Source organism: Sphingobacterium sp. BIGb0165 (assembly GCF_024810095.1).
In the GTDB taxonomy this organism is placed as follows: domain Bacteria; phylum Bacteroidota; class Bacteroidia; order Sphingobacteriales; family Sphingobacteriaceae; genus Sphingobacterium; species Sphingobacterium detergens.
Genome location: NZ_JANUEB010000001.1, coordinates 42782 through 66637, shown reverse-complemented (window position 1 = coordinate 66637; position 23856 = coordinate 42782). Strand labels below are relative to the sequence as shown.

Annotated in this window: 21 protein-coding genes; 10 read left to right on the top strand and 11 right to left on the bottom strand. The window is 39.8% G+C overall.

What is annotated here, in order from left to right; genetic code table 11:
* Positions 1–20: 20 nt before the first annotated feature.
* From M2408_RS00295 to M2408_RS00275, 5 genes are all read right to left on the bottom strand, one after another.
* A complete protein-coding gene (locus tag M2408_RS00295; RefSeq protein WP_259178219.1) occupies positions 21–1604 on the bottom strand; it encodes an MDR family MFS transporter in 1584 nt (527 codons plus the stop codon).
* Positions 1605–1606: 2 nt separating this feature from the next.
* Positions 1607–2710 (bottom strand): HlyD family secretion protein, encoded by a 1104-nt coding sequence (locus tag M2408_RS00290; RefSeq protein WP_259178218.1) that lies wholly within the window; start codon positions 2708–2710, stop codon positions 1607–1609.
* A gap of 14 nt (positions 2711–2724) precedes the next feature.
* Entirely contained in the window at positions 2725–4035 is a 1311-nt protein-coding gene (locus tag M2408_RS00285; RefSeq protein ID WP_259178216.1) for a TolC family protein, read from the bottom strand.
* Complete coding sequence (locus tag M2408_RS00280; RefSeq protein WP_259178214.1) at positions 4025–4642, bottom strand: TetR/AcrR family transcriptional regulator; 618 nt, start codon at positions 4640–4642, stop codon at positions 4025–4027. Before M2408_RS00280 ends, M2408_RS00285 begins: the two co-directional genes overlap by 11 nt.
* A 583-nt stretch (positions 4643–5225) precedes the next feature.
* Entirely contained in the window at positions 5226–5618 is a 393-nt protein-coding gene (locus M2408_RS00275) for a DoxX family protein (protein ID WP_259178211.1), read from the bottom strand.
* A 241-nt stretch (positions 5619–5859) separates the two neighbouring features.
* On the opposite strand from M2408_RS00275, the gene M2408_RS00270 reads away from it, so the two are divergent.
* Positions 5860–6924 (top strand): M48 family metallopeptidase, encoded by a 1065-nt coding sequence (locus M2408_RS00270; protein WP_259178209.1) that lies wholly within the window; start codon positions 5860–5862, stop codon positions 6922–6924.
* A gap of 21 nt (positions 6925–6945) precedes the next feature.
* Here M2408_RS00270 and holA read toward each other — a convergent pair whose 3' ends face one another.
* A complete protein-coding gene (gene holA, locus M2408_RS00265) occupies positions 6946–7953 on the bottom strand; it encodes a DNA polymerase III subunit delta (protein WP_259178206.1) in 1008 nt (335 codons plus the stop codon).
* Between the two features lie 190 nt (positions 7954–8143).
* Here holA and M2408_RS00260 point away from each other — a divergent pair, with 190 nt between their 5' ends.
* The 8 genes from M2408_RS00260 to M2408_RS00225 all read left to right on the top strand — a co-directional run bounded on the left by M2408_RS00260 (position 8144) and on the right by M2408_RS00225 (position 18254).
* On the top strand, positions 8144–8605 hold the full coding sequence (locus tag M2408_RS00260) for a type I restriction enzyme HsdR N-terminal domain-containing protein (RefSeq protein ID WP_259178205.1): 462 nt from the start codon (positions 8144–8146) through the stop codon (positions 8603–8605).
* Between the two features lie 169 nt (positions 8606–8774).
* Positions 8775–9476, top strand: a complete 702-nt coding sequence (clpP, locus tag M2408_RS00255) for an ATP-dependent Clp endopeptidase proteolytic subunit ClpP (protein ID WP_259178204.1) — start codon at positions 8775–8777, stop codon at positions 9474–9476.
* A gap of 2 nt (positions 9477–9478) precedes the next feature.
* Positions 9479–10729 (top strand): ATP-dependent Clp protease ATP-binding subunit ClpX, encoded by a 1251-nt coding sequence (clpX, locus tag M2408_RS00250; protein ID WP_259178203.1) that lies wholly within the window; start codon positions 9479–9481, stop codon positions 10727–10729.
* A 250-nt stretch (positions 10730–10979) separates the two neighbouring features.
* Positions 10980–11804 carry an AMP nucleosidase gene (locus M2408_RS00245; RefSeq protein WP_120258294.1) on the top strand — a complete coding sequence of 275 codons (825 nt, stop codon included), beginning with the start codon at positions 10980–10982 and terminating at the stop codon, positions 11802–11804.
* A 358-nt stretch (positions 11805–12162) separates the two neighbouring features.
* Entirely contained in the window at positions 12163–13326 is a 1164-nt protein-coding gene (locus M2408_RS00240) for an efflux RND transporter periplasmic adaptor subunit (RefSeq protein WP_259178200.1), read from the top strand.
* A 73-nt stretch (positions 13327–13399) separates the two neighbouring features.
* Positions 13400–16552, top strand: coding sequence for an efflux RND transporter permease subunit (locus tag M2408_RS00235; RefSeq protein ID WP_259178198.1), 3153 nt, complete (start codon positions 13400–13402; stop codon positions 16550–16552).
* Complete coding sequence (locus M2408_RS00230) at positions 16549–18015, top strand: efflux transporter outer membrane subunit (protein WP_259178196.1); 1467 nt, start codon at positions 16549–16551, stop codon at positions 18013–18015. Before M2408_RS00235 ends, M2408_RS00230 begins: the two co-directional genes overlap by 4 nt.
* Positions 18016–18041: 26 nt before the next feature.
* Complete coding sequence (locus M2408_RS00225; RefSeq protein WP_120258298.1) at positions 18042–18254, top strand: DUF6965 family protein; 213 nt, start codon at positions 18042–18044, stop codon at positions 18252–18254.
* Positions 18255–18284: 30 nt separating this feature from the next.
* On the opposite strand, the gene M2408_RS00220 is transcribed toward M2408_RS00225, so the two are convergent.
* The 5 genes from M2408_RS00220 to M2408_RS00200 form a co-directional block, all read right to left on the bottom strand.
* Positions 18285–18650: a response regulator transcription factor gene (locus M2408_RS00220; RefSeq protein ID WP_120258299.1), complete on the bottom strand. Its 366-nt coding sequence runs from the start codon at positions 18648–18650 to the stop codon at positions 18285–18287.
* Positions 18651–18907: 257 nt separating this feature from the next.
* Complete coding sequence (locus M2408_RS00215; RefSeq protein ID WP_046674525.1) at positions 18908–19111, bottom strand: YwbE family protein; 204 nt, start codon at positions 19109–19111, stop codon at positions 18908–18910.
* 243 nt (positions 19112–19354) lie between these two features.
* Positions 19355–20680, bottom strand: coding sequence for an RIP metalloprotease RseP (gene rseP / locus M2408_RS00210; RefSeq protein WP_259178179.1), 1326 nt, complete (start codon positions 20678–20680; stop codon positions 19355–19357).
* Positions 20681–20695: 15 nt separating this feature from the next.
* Positions 20696–21853: a 1-deoxy-D-xylulose-5-phosphate reductoisomerase gene (locus M2408_RS00205; RefSeq protein WP_259178177.1), complete on the bottom strand. Its 1158-nt coding sequence runs from the start codon at positions 21851–21853 to the stop codon at positions 20696–20698.
* A 15-nt stretch (positions 21854–21868) separates the two neighbouring features.
* Positions 21869–22675 (bottom strand): beta-carotene 15,15'-monooxygenase, encoded by an 807-nt coding sequence (locus tag M2408_RS00200; protein WP_259178175.1) that lies wholly within the window; start codon positions 22673–22675, stop codon positions 21869–21871.
* A gap of 369 nt (positions 22676–23044) precedes the next feature.
* On the opposite strand from M2408_RS00200, the gene M2408_RS00195 reads away from it, so the two are divergent.
* Positions 23045–23797, top strand: coding sequence for a DUF4274 domain-containing protein (locus tag M2408_RS00195; protein WP_259178173.1), 753 nt, complete (start codon positions 23045–23047; stop codon positions 23795–23797).
* Positions 23798–23856 lie beyond the last annotated feature (59 nt).

The window sequence follows — 23856 nt, the reverse complement described above, 5'->3', positions numbered from 1 at the left end:
TAACGTATTCCTTACGATCGCTAGTGCACACTTGACATATCCACTTGGGTTTTGCCCTGTTTGATCATCAGTACAAAAGGTACACAGATTAAAAATACAACACCCAAATACAGGAATACATCCATATACGACAATACCGTAGCCTGTTTCATGACAGTCATGTCCAGTATCTGGTGAGCTTTGGCCAACGCCTCATTTGGGGCAAAGCCTTTCGCCTGAAAACTCATTTGCAACTGTTGCACACGTTGCTGTACCTCAAACTTACTGGGATCCAGGTTAGCAACCAGGTCAACACGATGCTTTTGAGAGTCACGTGCAATAAATGTTGTGATCAACGCAATACCAAATGAACCACCAAGCTGACGCATCATACCAGTAAATGCCGCTCCCTCTCCAATGGATCTTCCATGTAGCGTAGATAACGACAATGTCATTACTGGTACAAATAATAAGCCCAGACCTACTCCACGAAGGATAAGTGGCCAAAACATATGTTCAGATCCCGTGTCATTTGTCATCAGGCTGTACATCCAGAAACAAAAGCCAAAGAAGATGCTCAAACCAACCGCAACCATATATTTCTGCGGAACACCATTCTGGATCATTTTACCAATAAAAGGCATCATGATTCCGGTCATGATTGAACTTGGTAACAATAGCAAACCTGCGTCTGTTGCGGTCCATCCCAATATGGATTGTGTATAGATCGGAATAATAAAAGTCGATCCAAATAAACCAAATCCAAGGATAAAACTCATCACAACACCTACCTGTAGGTTTTTATCACGCAATACCCTCAGATTAACAATAGGTTTGTCATATACCAGCTCGCGCCAGATGAAGAACAGCAATCCGAATACAGATAAAATAGACAATCCTAAAATTAATGGATCATCAAACCAATCGTCCTGTTGACCATGTTCTAATACAAACTGGAGTGAACCGATAAACATAATCAAAAAGATCATACCGAACCAATCCACCTCTTTTGCCGATTGTTTCTGGCTATATTTAGGACTACGTACAAAGGACATTGTCAGCAAAGTGGCAATGATTCCCAATGGCACATTGATATAAAAAATATAAGGCCATGAGAAATTGTCTATGATATAACCACCCAGTGGTGGACCCAAGGTTGGTCCAATGATAACTCCCATACCGTAAATCGCTTGTGCCATACTCCTTTTCTCTTTGGGGTAGCTTTCGGTGATAATGGTCTGTGCAGTCACCAATAAGGCTCCCCCACCCATCCCTTGTAGAAAGCGAAATGCCACAAGCTCCCAGATATTGGTCGCGTTACCACACAAAAATGAAGATATTGTAAATATGACAATTGACGCTGCAAAGTAATTACGTCTTCCAAACTGTTGGGACAACCAACTGGTCATTGGAATAACGATTACGTTTGCAATGGCATAAGCCGTAATAACCCAAGCCACGTCTGTCAATGTTGCCCCCAACGAACCTTTCATATCGTTTAGGGCCACATTCACGATCGTAGTATCCACGATTTCCAGCAAAGCACAGAGCACAGCCGTAATCGTGATGACTACGCGTCGAAAACCATATTCAACCAGACTATCTTGTTGATTTAAATTTTCCATAGTTATTGAACATGCACATCTACGTCAGCATTCATGCCCGGTCTGAGCAAAGCCACATTTTCAGCTTTATTATCTTTTGACAATTTGATTTTTACCGGCAGACGTTGTACCGTCTTCACAAAGTTACCTGTCGCATTATCCGGAGGCAATAAGGAGAAACGTGAACCTGTAGCTGGAGAAAATGAATTGACTTCGCCTTCAAATTCGATATTTGGATAAGCATCCACTTTAATACCCACCTTTTGGCCCGGTTTCATTTTTTGTAATTGTGTCTCTTTAAAATTCGCCACCACCCAAGTTTCAATATTATCAACAATGTAAAATAAAGACTGACCTGGGTTGATCATCTGCCCAGGTTGGACTTTGATATTGGATACCTGACCATCTACCGAAGCCAATACTGCGGTATAAGACAAGTTCAATTTCGCAGCTTCCAACTGTGCTTTTGCTCTTTTTATATTTGCCTCAGCGACAGAAGTTTGCTTCGAAGCTACTGTAGTCTTACTCACGATTGCATTGCGTTGAGAAGCACTGGCATTACGTTGTTGTTGCAGGATTTCGACTTGTTTATCCGCTTCCAACTTGGTCGTCAAAGCCTGCTCATATTGCTGTTTTGTAATCGACTGATTGTTATATAGATTTTGATAACGAATGTAATCGTTATTCGCCTGTTTCGCACGGATACGTGCTGCATCAATGCTGCCCGAATTTGACTGTATTGTTGCGTCAGAAATCGCTACATTGGCAGATGATGCTGAAACGTCCGCTTTTGATACATCAAAGCTGCTCTCCGCAGCAGCCAATGCTGCAGCCGCTTCATCTACTCGAACTTGATAATCTTGGCTTTCGATTGTGAACAAGGTATCCCCCTTCTTCACCAAATCGTTGTCTTTGACATAAACCTTGGAAATAAATCCACCAACCCGAGGAATGATCGGACTCATATTTTTTTCAACCTGCGCATCGTCCGTGGTCTCATGAGATTGACCATGCAAGTATTTATAACCACCATAAGCCCCGCCTAAGATGACCAAAGCGGCTAGAATAATTGTGAATTTTTTATTTGTACCCTTTTTTTCAGGTGCGTTTTCAACTGTATTTTCCATGTCTAGATTAATTGCTATTTAATGTTTAACGACCCATTTGCCAATTGCAGGTCATAGTATTTTTCAATTGTGTTTGCTTTGCTTATCGCTAGATTTATTTTGCTCTGAAGCTGTTGTACATCTGCGGTCAATAAATCGTCCGTATCCGCAATACCATTATCATATTTATCCTTTGTGATGCGATAATTTTCAACGGCCTGATCTACTGCCTGGTGGTACACCACATCCTGTTTTTGGGCCAACATATAGTTTTCATTTGCCTGTTGCACCTGAACCTTTACCCGATCGTTGAGCAGTTCCAGATTCTCATCAATTTCCTTGATCCGATTTTTGACGACATTGACCTCTCTTTTGTTCTTATACAAAGAACCAATATCATAAGATACCCCAACACCTACCATTGCCGCGTTGGTTACTGTAACGACCTTCTGTAGACCAAAAGCATTGTAACCTGCCGTTGCCGAAACCATTGGCAATGTCGAAGACTTCGTCACTTTCAATTGATCTTCGGCAACCTTACGTTGAGAAGCCAACGATTTTAGATCCGAACGCTCAGTTTTTGCAGTTTCATAAGAAGCTTTCAATCCGAGGTCAATTCCAGTTACCTCAGCCAGATTAATCTGATCCAACTGCGTATCCTCCGCAATTTTTAGCAAATTGGCCAATTGATAATTTAGCACCTTAATGTTCTTCTGCGCTTCCTGGAGCGATACCTGATAATTAGACAGCTGCAATTCCGCTTTAAGCAGATCGTTTCTTGCAATCAGTCCATTATCCAACATCGCTTTAAAGTCTGAAACACGTTGCTCAGATTGCTTAATATTTTCAGCGATCAACAAATTGGTTTGCTGCGCTTTATATAAATTCAGATAAAGTGCTATCGCACGTGAAGCCAATTGTTCTTTACTTGCTACAGCGTTCCATTGTTCGGCTTGTAGCACATCTTTTGCTATCGCTATTCCCCCTTTAATCCTACCCCCGGTATAAATAGGCATGCTGACAGATGCCTGCCCCAACCACAGCTGATTTGCTGCGATATCCGGAGCCGAGCCACCCTCACCAAGTGCCAACTTCAGATTCACATTAGGTGTAGTCATCGCCATGTATTGCCCGCTCAATTTTGCATCAGGAAGCTGTTTCGATTTGGCACTCTCGACCTCTAGCTGTCTTCCCAATATTTTGGTATCGGCAGTTTTCGCTTCCACACTTTGGTTTGCAGCCATGTGAATTATTTCTTCCAAGCTCAGGTGTTTGTTGTCTTGTGCCAGCAAACCCAGAGGACTCAAAAGCAATAAAGCACTTAAATTGGCCAACTTATTTTTCATATGTCAATAAAGCTTTAATTGTTTTCTGTATAAATTCTGTTAATGTTGTTTCAATATATTGACCATAGCCTTCATCATCGGCTATACCCAGTTGATCCTGTAAAAAGACCTGGTTCATCTGAAAATTCATAAAAGTCCCCATCATCATCGAATGAATCAAAATAGGATCATTGCCCGCTTTAAACACCCCTTCTGCAATGCCACTGTTAATGATGGAAGTGATGACCTCCAGATTATGTATCTTTAATTTTTTAAAAGCATCAGATGTCAACATCCGTTGTTTTAAGGTGCTTTCTATTGCAATAACACGGTAGAGTTTCCGATGAGAGTTCATCGATTTGACATACCGATCAACCATCACATCTACTTTGTCGAGTGTATTTCCCACCAAAGAAAGCTCATCCACATTAATCATAAAATCTGGAACACGCCACTCAAAAAAGGTCTCTAGCAATTTGTCTTTCGATCCAAAATAATAGTTGATCATGGCCACATTGACATTGGCCTCCTGTGCAATGTCCCGCACTGAAGCTCCATCAAACCCTTTTGTTGCAAAAAGTCGCTCCGCGGCAAGGAGGATATCTATTTGCTTCTCGTTAAATTCCATTTAAAACCCAATCTTTTTATAGATAATTATACCCACTGTTTTGAAGGATAAAATCATCATTTGTTAAATGCGGAGCAAAGTTAAACAAACGTTTAATTTAAACAAATGTTTAATTATTAAATTTATGTAAAAAAATACACCAAAATCTGGATACAGACGGCCGAAAAAATGTTTAATAAGCTACATTACAGCATATTACACCTTTAAAAAAATAACACCCATTTATTGCTATTTCAAATAGAATACAGATCGTATGAAAGAAAAAGGGTACACAAAAGATAGAATAGAGTCAATCATAGCTTAGAAAAGGGGTTAGAAAAAGATTATCGGAACTGCACAAAAGGGACTACCTTACTATATAAAAGTTTCACCCTCTTATAAAATGAAAGCGGGTTATCCGAATTATCGGAAAACATGCTCTGTCAATAAGCTGCTGGAAAGACCATTACTGAATTTATGGTTTGTTTATATATCGCTATTGGGTGAAGCGACAGAAAAATATTACTATAAAAAGTACAAGTTCGATCCCCAGCCGCCTATAATGTTCGGGCAAACAGTATATAGGCGACTGATAAGGATAAGACTAATGGTTGTATAAAAACTTCTTCTCACTGGGCCTAAAATACCAGGACACAGCAATAAGGACCAGATAAAGTAGTGCTGGCGCTATGAGGCCAACAGAATCCCCTACAACAATGTGTGAATATAAAGCACCAGTCACTGTGAAGAAAATACCCGCATAAGCCCATTCTTTCAATAGGGGGCTCTTTGGAGATAGTAGTGCTACGACTGCTAATATTTTCCAGATTCCCAGTAGTGGGAGGATATAATCCGGATAACCCAGATGGCCTACATTTTGCCCCCCTCCTGCTCCCTCAGTTTTTATCCCAAAGATTTGTATAATGGCGGTAGATACCAGCCCCAAGGACAACCATACGGTTGCAATCCAATAAATTATTTTATCCCTCTTTTTCATTATTATTTTGTTTTAGTTTACGATTGGCTATCTGTTGTGATCCCCTAGAAAATTAGCAAGGCTTAAACACGTAGCTACTTGACTACAAATATACATGTAGTTATTTAACTATAAAATATTTTTTGTTTTTTTTACGATTGATGCAGATTCGAATAGTTTTTATTTTCGATGCCAATTCAGCTCTGAAAAAAGATTGGAACAACAATTGTATGCAGTTGAGTCAATATTAAACTTTAAAAGCATGCCATTAAAAGCTTATTTTTTTATCCTGTTCATGGGCCTATCTCTGCTTTCGGTAGCTCAACCCAGACACATACGATTAGTAGATGCTCTTTCAGCCGAAAATTTCGCAAAACATTTTAATACAGATACGGTACAACTAAGCCGAATAAACACAAGCAAAACTCCTGCAGGTGTTTTTGTTGCTTACAGAAAAGCTGATACCCTTAATTTCAACCATAAATTTTATAAGAGTTCTGAAGCCTCGGATTACACCAGAGTCGGGTTGGCATTTTACGCGAGAAAAGGAAATGACTATCAGCTGTCCTTCATGAATGACAACGCCTTCTTTTGCGCATCATGTAATAATATGAGCCATTATGATGTAAATGCTAGCAACGATACAGTAAGAATCTCTATTTCATGGGGACCAAACGCCCATGGTCAAAGTGAAAGCTATCGCTTTGTCTATCGGCCAGTCCCAAAACGTTGGCAATTAGCCCAAATTAATCGATCAGGCTCAAGTGATATAGGAGAAAGTCGCAAAGAGTACAGGACTTATACTAAAAACACAAAGGTATACTTGGATGACTATTACGCCGAGGGGCTTCCTTATGATTCTACAGTGATCAGCAATCAGGCCATTAGTCTTACTTACCAACCGGGCAATTATGCAGCTTTGCTCCGATCATTCAAAGAAATACCTAAAAACAGTCTATTTTTGCTCCCTAAAGTTTTTAACGAAGCTACAGCTAAGTATTTTATGGAAGCAGGTCTGGACGAGGGGCAGCCTGACAATGCAAATCCTATTCATGCCAAAAATGTCCTTGCGGCCAATGAAATCGGCTATTTTTTGGAGCAGACGAATCAACTGGACGTGGCCCAAGTTTTTTTAGATAAAGTAATTGAGCGTTTTCCCGAGCGTGAGGTTGCCTATTTAAACCGTGGTGATGTATTTTTCAAAAGAGGGCAATCTTCGTACAAAGAAGCAAAAAAAGATTACCAAACCTATCTCTCGCTAATGAATAAACGCGGTTTGCAGGCAAAAATTCCACAAAGATTAGTGACATTTTTGAACACACAATAGTCTTTAGCAACTTGCTATTAGCTAATTTAAGATCCGATAGACCATTTCTTTTAGGATCTCCTCGCTATTGAAATTGCTAGGTACGTTGACGCCCTTTGATTTCAGATCCGTCTCTTTGAGTACGTTCAGTACATCAAAAGTTTTCCGACGGTTGTAATTTCGGGCCGCCAATTCGTATTCTTTTAGAAAAAACGGATGCACCCCCAATTCTTTTGCAGCAACGGATTTATCAATGAGATAATGGTATTTTAGTATTTTGGTAAAATAAGTAGCTACCTGTCCGACCACCATTACCAGCGGGTTATTCTTGGGATTTGCCACAAAATAATCCACGATCTGATAAGCTTTCAAGGCATTACGTTTTGCCAAAGCTGTATTGAGCTCAAATACATTGAAATCTTTTGAAATACCGATGTTACGTTCGACATCATCCATACTGATCTCCTGACTCTTGGGTACATTGAGCATCAGTTTATCCAGTTCATTGGATACTTTCGCCAGATCATTCCCGAGATAATCCGCGATCAGTGCTGCCGCCTGGGGATGGATGCGCCAGCCTGCATCCTTTAGATAGCCGCCGATCCAAGGGGCTACTTTATCATCATATAATTTAGCAGCATCGATAACCAATCCTGCTTTTTCAAACACCTTATAAATCTTCTTCCGCTTATCGAATTTGCCGTGTTTATAGCAAAAAACCAAGATGGTTGTTGGCGTCAGATGTTCAAGGTATTTGGTCAACATCTCCTCCGTATCCGATTTCCACTTCAGTTCCTGCGCTTCCTTTATAATAATCACTTGATGATCGCTCATCATCGGGTATCGTTTTGCCGCATTCACCACTGTAGAAATATCAATATCCTTCCCGTAAAAAATAGATTGATCAAAGCCTTTTTGAGCATCATTCAGCACTGTAGATTCCAGTGCGTCCGCGATGGTATCAATAAAATAGCTTTCCTCCCCCTGCAGTAGGTAGACAGGCTTAAAGGATCTGTTCTTTATATCGGATAAGATCGGATTTATATTCATATAGGCGAAATTACGATTTTACAATCAAATCCATAGCAGTCCAGCAATTAGAATTCGACTTATTATCCAATCTATTTCAACAAAAAAGATCTAACCGACTGATTAAAAGAAGTAATTTTAAAAGCTAAAAAAACCAATGGAGAGAATCGTTTGATGTACTTTTTTTGCTAAAATTTTAGTATATTTGTGTATGTTTTCACCGACACCACTCAATTTGCCACCATTCAAAGCCAAAATATCCAAAAAGAATAATGCGGTTTATATTTTTGATGAGTTGCGAAAAAAAGAACTGGTATTGACACCGGAGGAATGGGTCAGACAACATTGGATAAACTATTTGGCATTGATCAAGAATTATCCAAAGTCGCTGATGAATATTGAGGGTGGATTGAAACTAAACAGTCTCCAGCGACGGAGTGATTTACTGATTTATAATAGTGCGGGGCATAAGGTTGTTTTGGCCGAATTCAAAGCACCGCATATCAAGATCACACAAAAAGTATTCGAACAGATCGCCAATTACAATTCTGTGCATCGGATTCCATACTTACTGGTGAGCAATGGCATAAATCATTATTATTGCAAAGTTGACTTTGAGAACGAATCGTATCAATTTTTAGAAGACCTTCCTGACTATAACGAAATCGGTTAAGGACTTCTATTTGAAACGGATAAAGCACAAGCCCTATTATAAAACGCCTTTCTTTGCTGAAAGAGGCCGTATCGAAAAAATGTAAAGTGGATGTAAAACATCTTTTCAATTTATTTGATTTTTAAAATATAGTTTTATATTAGTCCTACAGAATAGAAAAAATAAAAAGATGAATATAGATAAAAACGAATTCAGAAAATATGCAGTAAAGCATCACCGTATTGGAAGTCAACATGTTGACAGTTTTATTGCCCGCACAGAGACTAGCATTCCAACAAATCTTACACCTTACATCGTTGAGGAGCGTCAATTGAACGTTGCACAGATGGACGTGTTTTCACGTTTGATGATGGATCGCATTATATTCTTGGGAAGCGGTATCGATGACCAAGTAGCAAATATTATCCAGGCACAATTGTTGTTTTTACAGTCCACTGATGCACAGCGTGATATACAGATTTACATCAATTCCCCAGGAGGAAGTGTTTATGCAGGTTTGGGTATCTATGATACGATGCAATATATTACACCGGACGTTGCGACCATCTGTACAGGAATAGCAGCATCTATGGGTGCAGTTCTGCTTGTAGCAGGAGCAAAAGGCAAGCGTGCTGCATTACGTCACTCACGTGTGATGATTCACCAACCATCTGGCGGTGCTCAAGGGGTAGCAGCAGATATGGAAATCAACTTGCGTGAAATGATGAAATTAAAAGAAGAATTATATACCATTATTTCAGAACACTCCGGACAAACCTATGAGTGGGTAGAAAAATCTTCCGATCGTGACTACTGGATGAAAGCCAATGAGGCCAAAGAATTTGGTATGATTGACGAGATTTTACTTCCTAAGAAGGAGATTATTAAATAAAGATGGCGAAGAATAACGATAGAGACATTCATTGTTCGTTTTGTGGAATAAGCAAAAATGAAGCTCAGATGCTCATTGCTGGAAATGGAGCACACATCTGTGACAGATGTATCCAACAGGCAGGGGAAATCTTGGCAGAAGAATTAAAACAACGGAAAAGCAAGACATTACAGACTGCGTTAAAATTAATACGCCCCCAAGAGATCAAAACTCACTTGGATCAATATGTAATTGGTCAGGACGATGCAAAAAAAGTAATTTCAGTAGCCGTTTATAATCACTATAAACGTTTGAATCAAAAAGTGGATAAAGATGAAATTGAAATCGAAAAATCCAATTTGATTATCGTGGGTGAGACGGGTACCGGAAAGACATTATTGGCAAAGACTGTTGCCAAAATATTGAACGTCCCTTTCTGTATCGTTGATGCTACGGTATTAACTGAGGCAGGTTATGTCGGAGAAGATGTAGAAAGTATTTTAACACGCCTGCTTCAAGCTGCCGATTATGACGTTGCTTCAGCAGAACGTGGTATCATCTATATCGATGAGATTGACAAAATCGCACGTAAGAGCGACAATCCCTCCATCACGAGGGATGTCTCTGGTGAAGGTGTGCAACAGGCGCTATTAAAGATTTTAGAAGGTACAGTTGTCAACGTACCACCTCAAGGTGGCCGTAAACATCCAGACCAGAAAATGATCGCTGTCAATACCAGCAACATCCTATTTATCTGTGGTGGTGCATTCGACGGAATCCAAAAGAAAATTGCGAACCGTCTACGCACACAAACAGTAGGTTATAAGATGAATGAAGACGAAGAGGAAATCGACTTGAACAATCTATACAAGTATATTACACCTCAAGATCTCAAAAACTTTGGATTGATTCCAGAGTTAATCGGACGTCTTCCGGTCTTGACTTACTTAAATCCACTGGATAAAGAAACCTTGTTGAGTATTTTGACAGAGCCAAAAAATGCTTTGGTAAAACAGTACAAAAAATTATTTGAGTATGAAAGCGTTGAATTGAAATTTGACCCCGAAGTATACACATTTATTGTAGATAAAGCTGACGAATTTAAACTTGGAGCCAGAGGCTTACGCAGTATATGCGAAGCAATTATGCTGGACGCCATGTTTGAAATGCCGTCAACGAAAGAGCAAACGGGACAGAAAAGTTTGGAAATCACCTTGGATTATGCGAAGAAAAAATTCGAAAAATCCGATCTGAAAAAGCTTAAAGTCGCTTAAAAAAAATCCCGTTCGCTGAACGGGATTTTTTTTTACCCCTGCATTTAAACTGTTTCACTTTGCTACTGGCTCACCTCATGAATGCTTTCCAACAATGCATTGTTGAAAGATTTTAACGGATAAAAGCGCCTAAAACAAGGTAAAACATAATAAAAAAAAGAATTAAAAATCTTATATTACAATAATAACATAGCCATAACGGAATGTTGACAGACAGATAAGAGATTAGTGAAATTAAAATTTAATGACTATGACAAAGAAAACTACAAAAAATACTGTAAATAGCCCGATAACACCTGGTTTAAAAACCAAAGAAGAAATCGTGAACAACTGGCTTCCACGTTATACCGGAAGACCTTTGGAAGAGTTTGGGGAGTATATCCTATTGACAAATTTTTCAAAATATATTCATCTATTTTCGGAAATGCATGACAATGCCCCTATCTACGGAGAAGACAAACCTATGCAATCCGTGACCGCTGGCGGTATTACCATTATCAATTTTGGAATGGGTAGCCCGATGGCCGCAACGATAATGGATCTGCTATCCGCCATTTCCCCTAAGGCCGTGCTATTTTTAGGCAAAACCGGAGGAATCAAGAAAAAGATTCCTGTAGGAGAATTGATCCTCCCTATCGCTGCTATCCGTGGCGAAGGAACATCGAATGATTACTTTCCACCTGAGGTACCGTCATTACCCGCATTTGCTATGCAAAAAGCGATCTCCACAACAATCCGTGACCATCAACGAGATTATTGGACAGGGACGGTCTACACCACCAATAGAAGGGTATGGGAGCATGACAAAGCATTCAAAAAGTATCTGAAATCGATTCGGGCCATGTGTGTCGATATGGAAACAGCGACAATATTCAGTGTTGGTTTTGCGAACAAGATTCCGACAGGTGCTTTGCTGTTGGTTTCTGACCAACCAATGGTCCCTGAAGGAGTCAAAACATCCGTAAGTGATGTTACCGTTACAGCGAAATACGTAGAAGCACATATCAGTATCGGTATTGATGCCCTAAAACAACTTATCAATAACGGATTAACTGTAAAACACCTTAAATTTTAAGGGGTTGATACAATAAGGAACCCAATAGTGGAGTTCACTTAAAAAATTAAACAAAGTTAAAATCAACTATAAAAAGATGAGCCTGATAAAAATTGGGCTCATTCCAACTACTCACAACCTGTCTATTTTGTCCAGCTATGGTGTGCTAATAAACCAAGGATACCGATCAACCAATACCTACTGAAAACTAGGCATTTAAAACTAATACATAGAATACTTGATTATTAATTGAGTGATTATTAACTATAAATTGAAACGTTAACAAATGTTAATTTACACAATAATTAAACTATTTGGCGTTATATCTTGTAATAGTAACATTACAATAGCACATATATCAAAAATTTAATCAAGTATTGTGAAGAAAAAAACATTATCTATTTTCAGCGTATCCTTATTGATTTGTTCAGTCTTAGCCACCCAGGTAAGTTGTTCTTCAAGCTCTTCCAAAGAAAATAATACCAATGAAAAACCTGTAGCCCTGCCCGTTTATACAGTTGTAAAATCTGATGCCACCACGATCAAGGACTATCTAGGTACCATTGAGGGAAAAGTGAATGTGGAGGTCCGTCCCCAGGTTGAGGGCTTACTGCAAGAAATCTATGTCGATGAAGGTTCTTTTGTACAAAAAGGACAAAAATTGTTCAAAGTAGATCCTTCTACCTATCAAGAAAATTTAAACAACATGGTCGCTACTGAACAGGTTGCGCGGGCCAAACTTAAAAATGCGCAATTAGAAGTGGACCGTTTGAAACCATTGGTTCAAAATGACGTCATTTCAGATGTAAAGTTGGCATCAGCCAAATCTGACTATCAAGTAGCAAAGGCAACCCTAGATCAGGCCAGTGCCGCCGTACGTTCTGCGCAGATCAGTAAAGACTTTACGATCATTACAGCACCTGTAAGCGGATATATCGGTCGTATTCCCAAACGTATTGGGAATTTAGTATCCAAGGGTGACAAAGAGCCCCTCACCTACCTATCCGATATACAGGAAGTCTATGTTTATTTCTCCATGAATGAATCCGACTTCCTCTACTTCTCAAAAGCACAGGCGAAAAAAGACAGCATTGAAGGCAAGAAATACAACCAGAATCAAAAACTGGTATTTCCTCTGGTAACGCTGGTTCTCGCCGACGGCGAAGAATATGCGAAAAAAGGGATTGTCGATGCTGTCAATGGACAGATCAACAGAACCACAGGGGCAATTTCTCTACGTGCAACCTTCCAAAACAAAGACAATATTTTACGTTCGGGAAGTAGTGGCACACTAAAAATTGCGGAAGTAAAAAAAGATGTCCTACAGATCCCACAGATTGCCATCAATGAATTACAGGATAAAACTTTTGTCTATATATTGGATCAAAACAATAAAGCACAACGCCGCAATATTCAGCTTTCAGGCAAAAGCAAAGGCAATTATATCGTAGACTCAGGTCTCAAGGAAAACGACCGTGTCATTACCAGTGGATTTGACAAACTAACCGATGGTTCTGCCGTCGCCCCTATTCCACAGAAATAATTATCGCACATTTTTACATAGCTGTGGTAACCTATTTTCAGGTATGTCCGAGCTATGTCTAAAATTCTATTATATGTTAAAAACCTTTATAAATAGACCTGTTCTAGCCACGGTCATTTCTATTATTTTAGTCATATTGGGCTTGGTGGGATTAAAGCTGCTCCCTGTATCCCGATTTCCCGAAATTGCACCACCGAGTGTCCTTGTATCACTGAGTTACCCCGGTGCCAATGCTGAGACGGTAGCAAAAAGTGTTTTATTGCCTATTGAAGAGGCTATTAATGGTGTGGAAGATATGACCTATATCAAATCGTCTGCGTCCAACTCCGGTTCGGGTAGTGTGTCCGTCTATTTTAAGACGGGAACAAATCCGGACATTGCTTCGGTCAATGTGCAGACCCGTATCTCCAAAGCGATCAGCTCTATTCCTCCTGAAGTAAACGAAGCTGGCATTACCGTCATGCCACGCCAGACCGGGGTTATCATGACCATCAATCTTTACTCGGATCATCAAGATAAGGCCTACGATGAAACCTTTTTACAGGCCTACGCACAGATCAATCTTATGCGTCCTTTATTACGTGTAGACGGAGTAGCACAAGTGTCGCGGCTCGGAGCAAGAGATTATGCCATGCGGCTTTGGTTGAATCCAGAAAAGTTGGCCCTTTATAATCTGGTTCCCCAGGACATTATGAATGCCATCAAAGATCAGAACTTTGAGATAGCGCCGGGTAAATTTGGTGAAACTTCCGATGAGGCATTTGAAACGGTTATTCGGCACAAAGGACGCTTTACCACCCCTGAAGAATTTCAGGGTATCGTCATCAAGACAAACAATGATGGTTCGGTGCTATACCTCAAAGATGTTGCACGCGTAGAGTTTGGTGCAACAAATCTCAGTAGTGACAATAAGGTCAATGGTCATCCCGGACTGACACTCAATCTGACCCAAACCAGCGGCTCCAACGCCCATGATATTGATATCGCTGTCCGGAAAGTACTCGAAGAACAGGCCAAGACATTCCCAAAGGGATTGCATTATGAAGTGACTTATTCCGTACGTGACCAAATTGATGAATCCATCAGCCAGGTTGAACACACACTTTTCGAAGCATTTATTTTGGTCTTTATTATTGTTTTCATCTTCTTACAGGACTTTAGATCGACCTTAATTCCCGCGATCGCTATACCTGTTTCATTGATTGGTACCTTCTTTTTTCTCCAGCTCTTTGGATTCTCACTCAATGTATTGACCATGTTTGCCCTGGTATTGGCCATCGGTATTGTTGTCGATGATGCCATTGTTGTTGTAGAGGCCATCCATGAGAAGATGCATAGTACGGGATTAAAAGCTAAAGCTGCTACATTGTCGACCATGTCAGAGATTACTGGTGCAATCCTCTCCATTACCATGGTCATGGCAGCAGTATTTTTGCCTGTTGGTTTTATGGAGGGTCCAGCGGGTATCTTCTACCGGCAATTTGCCTATACCCTAGCGACAGCGATCCTAATTTCAGCGCTAAATGCCTTGACATTGAGTCCTGCCCTATGTGCATTATTGCTCAAAGCGCCCAAGCCTCAACAGGAAGAAGAAGCCAAATCAAGAATCGGTCAGTTTAAGGATCGTTTCTTTAAAGCATTCAATACTTCTTTTGATCGTCTGACTGCCCGATACGTATCTATTGTACAGTTATTGATCAATCATAAAAAAATAGCCTGGATAGGCCTGGTATTGATTACTGCAATCGGAGTCATTTTAATGATTAAAACGCCCAAGAGTTTTATCCCAACTGAAGATGACGGTTTTATCACCTATAACATAGCGCTCCCTCCAGGAGCTTCGTTAAGCCGCACGACAGAAGTACTCTATCGTGCCGACAGTATATTAAAAAAAAGAAAAGATATCGAGGGTATGACAACAGTTTCTGGTTTCAATGCACTGGATGGTAGTTCGAGTCCAGCCTTTGCGGCAGGCTATATTACACTTAAACCACATGCCAAACGCAAGCACATCAAAAACATTAACGCCTTTATGGATACGATCAGGAATGACCTCGCACAAATAAATGAGGCTACATTTACGGTATTTCCTAGGCCAACAGTACAGGGATTTGGTGATTTTGCCGGTATAGAGATGGTTCTTCAAGATCGTATGGGTGGTGACGTAAGGGACTTTAATACCATTGCAGATACCTTTATCAGCCAGCTGAATACCCGTCCGGAAATCCGTAGTGCTTACACCAGTTTTAAATCCAATTTCCCCCAATACGAGGTCAACATTGATGCTGTCAAAGCAAAATCACTCGGTGTTGAGATCAAAGATTTAATGTCCACCATACGCTCCTATTTTGCACGGGTGCAAGCCAGTGACTTTAATCGTTTTGGCCGTCAGTACCGCGTGTATGTACAGTCTGATTTTGATTTCCGCAAAGATCCAGCATCTTTCAATTCGATTTTCGTACGGAACAACAAAGGCGAGATGGTTCCCATCAATACCATTCTGACATTAGAAAAAACTGTCGGCCCCGAAACCATTACCCGTTACAATCTATACAATGCAATTTCGGTCAACATCACACCAGCAGAAGGCTATAGTACCGATGACGCCATGCAGGCCATCCAAAAGCTAGCCGACGAAAAACTACCCGGAAACTATGGCTTTGAATGGACGGGTATGAGCTATGAAGAAAGTCAATCTGGATCCCAGACTATTCTGATTTTCGTTCTGAGTATCTTATTTGTATACTTTTTACTTTCCGCACAGTACGAAAGCTATATCCTGCCCTGGGCAGTTTTACTATCCATTCCTGTTGGTCTGATCGGCGTTTTTTCGGTCATCAACCTTGTCGGTCTTCAGAACAACATCTATGTCCAGGTTGGATTGATCATGTTGATCGGTCTACTAGCTAAAAATGCGATCCTCATAGTCGAATTTGCCGTACAGGAACGTAAAAATGGAAAAACTATCGTGGAAGCTGCCATCAGCGGTTCAAAGCTACGATTAAGGCCAATCTTAATGACCAGTCTTGCCTTCGTTGCCGGCCTAGTTCCACTGATGTGGACTGTTGGCCCATCGGCTATAGGCAATCACTCCATCAGCTTCAGTGCAGCAGGTGGCATGCTATTGGGAGTTGCCTTTGGCATCTTTATTATTCCAGTACTCTTTGTTGTCTTCAAAGGTCTGGATGAAAAACTACAGGATAAACTAGCTAAAGAAGAAGAATGAAGAACATAAAAAAATATATTTCAGCACTATTTATGGCTACGGGATTACTGATGTTGATGAACGCTTGTAAAGTTGGCAAAGATTATGTTCAGCCCAAACTAAAACTCCCGGGTACCTTCCGTGGTGACACCTTAGCTTATTTTGGCGACACCTCCAGCATGGGATTGATTCATTGGAAATCGTTTTTTCATGATCCTACCCTTAAGCTACTGATCGATTCAGCACTGACCAATAATTTTGAAATGAAAACAGCGCTGCTCAACTTACAGATATCCAGCAGGGTAATGGCTCAAAATAAGTCAAATTATCTACCGAGTGTCAGTGCCACCATAGCGAATGGAAACCGTACCTGGCGATCGAAAGATTTTTCAAGTGGACCATTGGCAAAATATTATGAGCACAAAGGTGAAAAAGCGCCAGAAAATATGTTTGTTTACCAATCTCAATTTGGATCTGACATCAGTTTTAGCTGGGAAATAGATATCTGGAAAAAAATTAGTAGCAAACAGGAACAGCTATTGGCGGAATACCTGGACACACAGGAAGCCAAAAATGCCATTCAGACCAATATTATCACGTCTGTCGCCAAAGGTTATTTCAATCTGTTGATGTTAGATGCAAAAATTGAAGTCGCCAAACGTAATGTTCAACTGAACGATAGCACATTACGTATGATTAAGCTCCAATACAAAGCGGGTGAGATTACCGCACTTGCCATTCAACAGACAGAATCGCAGCGTTTATTGGCAGCCTCACTTGTCCCAGAATTGGAAAAACAGATTACTATCCAAGAGAATGCATTGCAGACATTAACAGGAAGGCTCCCGGACAGTATCAAACGAGGCACTTCATACGAACATCTGTTTGCAGAAAGTAAGGACATATCGCTTGGTTCGCCCATTGAAATCATACGCAATCGACCAGATATCCGTTCCTCCGAGTTTCAATTAATGGCGGCCAATGCCAATGCGAATATACAGCAGGCTATGCGCTACCCTTCGCTCAATATAGGCGGTGTACTAGGCGTAAATTCCATGCTTCCCCGAAACTGGTTCAACATACCAGGTGCACTATTAGGTGGCATCACCGGTAATCTGACCACCCCTATTTTCAAAAACAAAACATTAAAAACACAATATGAAGTTGCAAAACTTGAACGGGATAAGGCCGAAATTCAGCTTCAACAGCGGGTCGTCGAAGCAGTTGCCGAAGTCTCCAACGCTGTAGTTACAGTAGACAAACAGCGGGAACAGCTCGAGCTTGCAAGAAAAAGGGTGGATAACGCGCATCTTGCGGTAAAAAATGCAAACCTACTCTTCAAAAGTGGCTATGCGACATATTTAGAAGTTATCACCGCACAAAGCAATGCCCTGGATAGCGACCTGGATCTGGTCGAGCTACGTCAACAGCATCTGGATGGATTTGTGGATCTCTACCGTTCTTTAGGTGGCGGTTGGAGATAATGAATTAAAAACGCTATTTTTGTCTTATGACACCAGAAGAATTACAACAATATTTTCAATCTAGGGAATTACCCAAATCACTGGAAATACAACAAGATATGCAAGTGTTTGATGTAGAAAGATTTATTAGCACAAGTTTTATCCATGTTGGGTTATGGAAAAAGGATCTGAGCAAATGCCCGGCATGGGTCAGGCTTTTAAAATTTAAGGAAGCACTGGAAAATAACGAAAAAGCCTAACAAATTGTTAGGCTTTTTTTATGCTTTTAGCTAAAGCTGTTGTAACAATGCGGACATATCTTCCTTCGCGAAGATCTGCTCCACCCCTCCGGCCAACATTTCAATCCGTTCGCTTTCATCACTACTCGAGGTCAGACCAAATATACGAATGGAAGGAAACTTCTCCCTAACAATCTTTGCGGTTTCGATACCGTTCAAAATCGGCATGTGCAGATCCAATATGCACACCTCAGGTAGCGCTTTATTATGTTCAATCAAATAGTCGATAAGGTCTCTACCATTAGAGGCGCAATAAACTAATTCCAACGAATGGGATTGGGCCATGGCCTTCATCATAACATGATGGATCATCGCATCATCTGCGTAGACAATCTTACATTTACTTTTGGTATCCATTCGAAAAAGAGATCATTCAACTAATTAATACAATAAAATTCTATAAATATGTAATAAAAATAAAAAATCTAGAAATAAGTTAATAAGAATTATGTTACTATGCAAATCTTATTTCAAAAAAGCGCATCATAACACAACCATTAAATTCAATTTAGATCGAATAATAAGAACATCATTAGGTAGCAATAAATTCATTTAGACAACACATCTAAAACATTAGGAGTAATCGAGAGAGCTAATATAACGATACGATATTGTTAAAAGTCATCCTCTATAATTTCAGCCACTCGTCCTACTTGACCATCTGTCAGCCTTACTTTGATTCCTCTTGAATGATAAGATGAGGATGTCAGTAAATCTTTGACAATGCCCTCTGTAAGATTCCCCGTGCGCTGGTCTTTTTTCAGAATGATATTAACCAACATTCCAGGCTTTACATCCGCTCTATTTCTTCCGTCCATGGTCAAATGTAAGAAATAAAAAAGGAGTTTTCCAAAAGAAAACTCCCCTATTTTTTGTTGAATTATTTATTTTTTATCATCTCATATAGCCGTTGAAACCATTAACATCAAGATTTTGATCTATATTTTTTATTTTCAACAAGATACATAAGTAATTTTTTATTGTTGTGTATTCCGAACGCTGAAAACCTGTACTGTATCCATCCTATTAGAAGAAATACATAGGGACATCTGGGCGATAAATTATTTGAACAACTTAAAAATATCATTTCCGAATATAAACACCATCAGACCCAAAAGGATAAAGAATCCGACCATTTGTGCTTTTTCGAGAAATTTTTCACTCAGTGGTTTGCCTTGAATCATCTCGATCAGTAAGAATACAACGTGACCGCCATCCAGTGCCGGAATAGGCAACAAATTCATAAATGCAAGCGCCATTGAAAGCATACCAACCAAAGACCAGAACCGAATCCAATCCACTTCAGTACCGAATAATGTCGCAATACCGATAGGTCCAGAAAGCGCTTTATCAGCACGTACCTCCCCTTTGAAGATTTTACCGAATCCTTTCGCATTATCTGTGATTACCGTAAATGCTTTTTTAGCACCGATCGGAAAAGCTTCCATAAGCGTATAATTCGTTGTAAATGACTTGATTGAATTATCATGATTGACACTGATACCTAACATTGCATCTGCAGGTACGTTTCCTTTTAGGGAAACCTCCGCTCCCGAACGGATTACTTTAATGACAACAGGTTTATTGATATTTGCTTTAACTAACGTTCTGAATTGATCAAAGAAAGGCACTGGAGTATCGTTTAGGGCGACAATACTATCGCCTTTGGTAAAACCCATCTTGCTTGCCACTGATCCTGGGGCCACTTGTGCGATACTTGTTGTTTTAAAACGAGGTTCAATAAACTTCTCTCCTTTTTTATCGGACAAGGTATTCAATAAATCCGCTGGAACCTTGATTTCTGTTGTCCCGCCATCACGTTCTACCGTAAGGGATACACCGCCCATCAATACTTTAGAACCAAGCAGCTCGGAGTAGTTTTCAACGCGGTGTCCATCTATTGCAATCACTTTATCACCGGCTTTAAGACCGATAGATTCACCAATGGATCCCGGTACGATACCGTTTACCATTTGATCCATCTTGACATCTGTATTACCCATTTTAAAGGTCAACATCCAAAAGACAACAATACCAACGACGATATTAACGATAATACCACCCAACATCACGATCAGACGCTGCCATGCCGGTTTTGAGCGAAACTCCCAAGGTTGTGGCTCGCCCTTCAATTGTTCAGTATCCATCGACTCATCGATCATACCGGCAATCTTCACATAGCCACCCAAAGGCAACCAGCCGATACCATACTCACAGCCTTTATAGTTGAATTTAAATAATTTCACTCCCCATGCATCAAAGAACAAATAGAATTTTTCCACTTTAATTCCAAATGCACGTGCTGCTAAAAAATGTCCTAACTCATGTAGAACAATTAAAATTGACAAGCCTAAAATCACTTGTCCGACCATAATTAAAACACCCATGTATGCTTTCTATATTTAATCTTTGATTATTTCTTTTGTTATTAACCTTGCTAACCGATCCGTTTCCAGATAGTCCTCCAGTGTCGGATTGGCGATAAATTCCACTTTTTCCAATGTATTTTCGATGACGTCGCTCATTTCCAGGAAGCCGATTTTATCGGCAAGGAAAGCAGCCACCACAACTTCATTTGCTGCGTTCAATATACAAGATTTATTTCCACCGGCGCGAAGTGTTTCGTAGGCCAGGGCCAAGTTTCGAAAAGTTTCCATATCCGCTTTTTCAAAATGAAGCGTCGGATAGTCCATAAAATTGAAGCGTTCAAAATTATTTTCAAAACGGGCGGGATAAGTCAATGCGTATTGAATAGGCAATTTCATATCCGGAACACCCATTTGTGCTTTCATAGATCCATCTTTAAATTGAACCAGGGAGTGCACGATCGACTGTGGGTGTACGATGACATCCACCTGATCGATAGCTAGATCAAAGAGCCATTTGGCTTCGATCACCTCCAGTCCCTTGTTCATCAAAGAAGCCGAATCTATCGTAATTTTGGCACCCATAGACCAATTGGGATGTTTTAGGGCCTGTGCTTTCGTTACCTGCAGCAACTCGTCCCGCTTTCTTCCACGAAAAGGACCTCCAGATGCCGTCACATAAATTTTTTCAATGGGGTTTTGCTCCTCACCGACCAGACATTGAAAGATTGCCGAATGTTCAGAATCTACAGGCAACATATTTACACCGTATTCTTTGACCAAGGCCATAATCAATTCCCCGGCAACAACAAGAGTTTCCTTATTCGCCAGGGCAATATCTTTTCTGGATTGAATAGCCATTACCGTAGGTTTTAAACCAGCGGAACCCACGATTGCATTTAAGACAATACCGATTTCGGCATATTGTACCACTTCAATCAAGCCCTCTTCACCATATAATACCGTCGTATCCTGAAACGCTAAGGCTTCTTTAACTTTTTTATATTGGGTTGGATCGGTCACAACGACCGATTTTGGTTTAAACTCCAACGCTTGTTTGATCAATAGTTCAGCATTGCTACCGCAAGTCAGAACAACTGCTTCAAACTTATCCGGAAAGGCTCTAATAACATCCAAGGCTTGTGTACCGACACTACCCGTTGCCCCTAAAATGGCAATTCCTTTTTTACTCAAAACCTTCTCTCTTTATTAAAATATATTATTCAAAATCTTCGGGTCCTCTCCACCGTGATAGTCCGACATCATTTCCCGGTACGCAACCGAAACAACAATACTGGCCAAAGGTACCACTAAGAACGAGCTCACAAGGTTCAAAATAATAAAAATTATGTAATATTCTAAATAATTAAAATACATCTGCAGTAATTGAAAAAAAGCAAATACTGCCAAGATTAATAATAATTTGAAAACATTGCCTTTGGTTAACGCAAAGCTAAAGCGTAGTGATTTAAAGGTTCCCGCATGTTTATCAATAATAAAGAAAGGGTAAAATGCGATGCGAATAATCAAAATAAATGTCAGTATTGCTGCGACAAAAACAACAAAGACAGTAAACTTACTCATGATTTCTGCCCGATTTTCGCCATTTTCAAATAAATACAAAAATGGAAGAGATACAGCTCCTAATATCATCAATAAGGCAATAGACAGTACCATGATACTCAACATGGCGCCAAAAAAATAAGCTATTTCTTTTGAACTTGGTATACAATGGATCAATTTCTTATCCTGGTTGCCATCGATCAGATTGAGGATGTATTTAAACAAAGTAAGGTTCAGCCCAAAATACATGATCATAAAAAAGAAGGCCATAAAACCACTGAGTACCACATTAAAATCACTGATCGTCGTTGCCAGGAAATTGGATAAACCAGAGGTTACAAACAGTAAAAAACATAGGCCAGCAACAGAAAAATAATGCTTTTTCAATAGTTCCCACGACCTATTAAAAACCTCATTTACGGCAAAAGTACTTTCCTTTAGGAATTGAATCATTTTTTCTTTGAATAAACTTTTACAAAGATGCCATTATTTTTAATTTTCAACAATTTACACCCACATAAAATTGACATTTTTTAAGTTTTTTAACATCATATTCGATCCAACTATTTTTTCAGGGCATCTATCACCCCAGCTTTATTTCGATGCTGACAAAAATCCACTTCAAATGTGTTAAAAAAAAACGTGCGATGGTCTAAACATTCAATTCATTTTCTGGGATTTTTGCTATTTTAGAACATCCGGACAAAGTCATTTACCGTTTCAGCGAGAGATGCGATTGATCGGAAAAATACGGTTTCGCGGAACGACCAAACAGCCAAAAATAAGTTAAAGCAAAATCACTATAAGACACAACCAACAGGTATGGAAACAGAGGATGCCTATCGACACATGGAATTTGAAGAATTTCAGCTTTTAAAAACACCCCAGGAGCTTCATAAATTAGCGACACAATGTTTTTTCTACATCCAACAATGGATCGTTGAGAGCCCATTTTGTAGTGAGGCTACTGCACTGATGCTTTTCTGGAATAACTATCCTTTTGAAGCTATTCGTCGAAGCTGGAAAACAAGAAAAGGAACTGACGAGAACTTCGACATTATAAAAACGGTTATAAACAATTCTGAAAAAGGGTTTTATCTCAAAACAGACATCAGTTACGATCCCACTGAACAAATTGCACAAGCTCCAAAAATACCAGCGGTTGTTTTGCAAGCAAGCCAGGGAGAGGAACCCTATATTTATTTAGAAGAAACGGAAGTTCATAGCTGGTTTGGAGAACATCTGATCAATCAAATCAGGCGGAGTGATAGTACCATTGAATTGTACAACATTGCCGTCTTATTGAAACATCGCGAATTCGACGTATATCAAACTGTAATCGAACATAAATACTGTGATAAAGCAATTGCTCTTATGGTCTATTGGCTGCTTGAAAGGTATTCGACCTTGGCATTATATGCTGAAGATTGGCCGGAAATAAGGCCTATTTTGGAAAATATTATTGATAAGCTCGAACGAAATGAATATCCTGAGATTTTAAATTATAATCCAGTCAAAGAAGTAAATCCCATCAAATGGGAGATTCCGGAACACTTATTTAACAAGATCAACTAACTACACAAAAAAACACGCGATTTAACTGAACCGCGTGTTTTTTCTGTAATCATACCCAA

Excerpts from the sequence above, each read along its gene's own strand:
- M2408_RS00295 (WP_259178219.1), bottom strand. The coding sequence starts at position 1,604 with ATGGAAAATTTAAATCAACAAGATAGTCTGGTTGAATATGGTTTTCGA.
- M2408_RS00290 (WP_259178218.1), bottom strand. The coding sequence starts at position 2,710 with ATGGAAAATACAGTTGAAAACGCACCTGAAAAAAAGGGTACAAATAAA.
- M2408_RS00285 (WP_259178216.1), bottom strand. The coding sequence starts at position 4,035 with ATGAAAAATAAGTTGGCCAATTTAAGTGCTTTATTGCTTTTGAGTCCT.
- M2408_RS00280 (WP_259178214.1), bottom strand. The coding sequence starts at position 4,642 with ATGGAATTTAACGAGAAGCAAATAGATATCCTCCTTGCCGCGGAGCGA.
- M2408_RS00275 (WP_259178211.1), bottom strand. The coding sequence starts at position 5,618 with ATGAAAAAGAGGGATAAAATAATTTATTGGATTGCAACCGTATGGTTG.
- M2408_RS00270 (WP_259178209.1), top strand. The coding sequence starts at position 5,860 with ATGCCATTAAAAGCTTATTTTTTTATCCTGTTCATGGGCCTATCTCTG.
- holA (WP_259178206.1), bottom strand. The coding sequence starts at position 7,953 with ATGAATATAAATCCGATCTTATCCGATATAAAGAACAGATCCTTTAAG.
- M2408_RS00260 (WP_259178205.1), top strand. The coding sequence starts at position 8,144 with ATGTTTTCACCGACACCACTCAATTTGCCACCATTCAAAGCCAAAATA.
- clpP (WP_259178204.1), top strand. The coding sequence starts at position 8,775 with ATGAATATAGATAAAAACGAATTCAGAAAATATGCAGTAAAGCATCAC.
- clpX (WP_259178203.1), top strand. The coding sequence starts at position 9,479 with ATGGCGAAGAATAACGATAGAGACATTCATTGTTCGTTTTGTGGAATA.
- M2408_RS00245 (WP_120258294.1), top strand. The coding sequence starts at position 10,980 with ATGACAAAGAAAACTACAAAAAATACTGTAAATAGCCCGATAACACCT.
- M2408_RS00235 (WP_259178198.1), top strand. The coding sequence starts at position 13,400 with ATGTTAAAAACCTTTATAAATAGACCTGTTCTAGCCACGGTCATTTCT.
- M2408_RS00230 (WP_259178196.1), top strand. The coding sequence starts at position 16,549 with ATGAAGAACATAAAAAAATATATTTCAGCACTATTTATGGCTACGGGA.
- M2408_RS00225 (WP_120258298.1), top strand. The coding sequence starts at position 18,042 with ATGACACCAGAAGAATTACAACAATATTTTCAATCTAGGGAATTACCC.
- M2408_RS00220 (WP_120258299.1), bottom strand. The coding sequence starts at position 18,650 with ATGGATACCAAAAGTAAATGTAAGATTGTCTACGCAGATGATGCGATG.
- M2408_RS00215 (WP_046674525.1), bottom strand. The coding sequence starts at position 19,111 with ATGGACGGAAGAAATAGAGCGGATGTAAAGCCTGGAATGTTGGTTAAT.
- rseP (WP_259178179.1), bottom strand. The coding sequence starts at position 20,680 with ATGGGTGTTTTAATTATGGTCGGACAAGTGATTTTAGGCTTGTCAATT.
- M2408_RS00200 (WP_259178175.1), bottom strand. The coding sequence starts at position 22,675 with ATGATTCAATTCCTAAAGGAAAGTACTTTTGCCGTAAATGAGGTTTTT.
- M2408_RS00195 (WP_259178173.1), top strand. The coding sequence starts at position 23,045 with ATGGAAACAGAGGATGCCTATCGACACATGGAATTTGAAGAATTTCAG.